The organism is Priestia sp. SIMBA_032 (assembly GCF_046535215.1).
Lineage (GTDB): Bacteria > Bacillota > Bacilli > Bacillales > Bacillaceae_H > Priestia > Priestia aryabhattai.
Genome location: NZ_JAWRXD010000807.1, coordinates 1 through 266, shown reverse-complemented (window position 1 = coordinate 266; position 266 = coordinate 1). Strand labels below are relative to the sequence as shown.

Below are 266 nucleotides of genomic sequence, written 5' to 3'. Positions count from 1 at the left end.
CCCCAGGGCACCGATCGCGACAGCAACGACGTCGCCCGGATCAACGGCATCCCGGTGACCGAACTGGCGCAGACGTATGGAACGCCGCTGTTCGTCATCGACGAAGACGACTTCCGGGCCCGCTGCATCGCGATGGCCGAGGCGTTCGGTGCCCCGCAGCACGTGCACTACGCGTCCAAGGCGTTCCTCTCGTCGGAGATCGCCCGGTGGGTCGATTCCGAGGGGCTCTCGCTGGACGTCTGCTCGGCAGGGGAGCTGACCGTGGC

General features: G+C 68.0%; 1 pseudogene. It reads left to right on the top strand.

From position 1 onward, the window contains the following. Nucleotides 1–266 (top strand): annotated as a pseudogene (locus SB717_RS36565) (diaminopimelate decarboxylase); the annotation flags it as partial.